This is a genomic window from Vibrio sp. R-1 (genome assembly GCF_035615595.1).
Lineage (GTDB): Bacteria > Pseudomonadota > Gammaproteobacteria > Enterobacterales > Vibrionaceae > Vibrio > Vibrio cholerae.
Window position 1 is genome coordinate 1 of sequence record NZ_WPDC01000209.1, and the last position, 1158, is coordinate 1158.

Annotated in this window: 1 protein-coding gene; it reads right to left on the minus strand. The window is 48.8% G+C overall.

What is annotated here, in order from left to right; genetic code table 11:
* Positions 1 to 129: 129 nt before the first annotated feature.
* Positions 130 to 1080 (minus strand): transaldolase, encoded by a 951-nt coding sequence (tal, locus tag GOU96_RS17665; protein WP_258502658.1) that lies wholly within the window; start codon positions 1078 to 1080, stop codon positions 130 to 132.
* Between the last annotated feature and the right edge of the window lie 78 nt (positions 1081 to 1158).

Consider the following 1158-nt stretch of genomic DNA (forward strand, 5'->3'; position numbering starts at 1 on the left):
GCGGATAGCATTGGCAAGTTGTTTGCGATTCATAGTGTTACTCATTTCAATAAAGGAGGTTGAACGGAGTGCGCTCAACAAAAATAAAAAGCAGAAAGAAGCGAGCCGGAGCTCGCTTCAAAATCAGGATTACAGCTTAGCCGCGATCATCGCTTCCAGTTTGCCTTGGTCAACCGCGAAGTTACGGATGCCTTCAGCCAGTTTTTCAACGGCCATAGGGTCTAGGTTGTGTTCCCACAGGAATTCGCTGTGCGTCATTGGCGCAGGGCGAGCTTTAGAGCCTTTTGAGTCAACCAGTTTTGCAACCAATTCGCCTTCAGCCGCTTCAAGCTCAGCCAGTAGCGAAGGTGCGATAGTCAGGCGGTCACAGCCAGCCAGTTCTAGGATCTCGCCGATGTTACGGAAGCTTGCGCCCATCACAACCGTTTTGTAGCCGTGCTCTTTGTAGTAGTTGTAGATCTTGGTCACTGACAGTACGCCTGGATCTTCGCTTGCTGCGAAATCACGACCTTCTTTAGCTTTGTACCAGTCCATGATACGGCCAACGAATGGAGAGATCAGGAACACACCTGCTTCAGCACACGCACGCGCTTGTGCGAAAGAGAACAGCAGAGTCAGGTTACAGTTGATGCCTTCTTTCTCAAGAATTTCCGCCGCGCGGATACCTTCCCAAGTAGAAGCCAGTTTGATCAGGATACGATCGTTGCTGATGCCCGCATCGTTGTACATTTTTACTAGCTGACGTGCTTTCGCTACGCTGCGCTCGGTGTCGTAAGAAAGACGCGCGTCAACTTCAGTCGAAATACGACCCGGAATGGTTTTTAGGATTTCTTTACCGATGTTGACCGCCAGCATGTCACAAGTGTCTTGTACTTGTTGTGCTTTGTCGTTGCTTTGAGTTTTTGCGTAGGCGATAGCTTGATCAATCAGAGGTGCGTATTCAGCAATCTGCGCAGCTTTTAGAATCAGAGAAGGGTTAGTGGTTGCGTCTTCTGGCTGGTATTTTTTGATCGCATCAATTTCACCAGTGTCGGCCACGACTGTGGTCAGTTTACGAAGTTGCGCTAATTTATTGCTCATTTCGATCGTCCTATTTCGTTGGGCTTATCTGCCGATGAGGGTCAGATAGGGCAAGCAGTTGAATGACTCAATCACTTT

Bases quoted from the DNA above. Each gene is read 5' to 3' on its own strand.
- tal (WP_258502658.1), bottom strand. From the start codon at position 1,080: ATGAGCAATAAATTAGCGCAACTTCGTAAACTGACCACAGTCGTGGCC.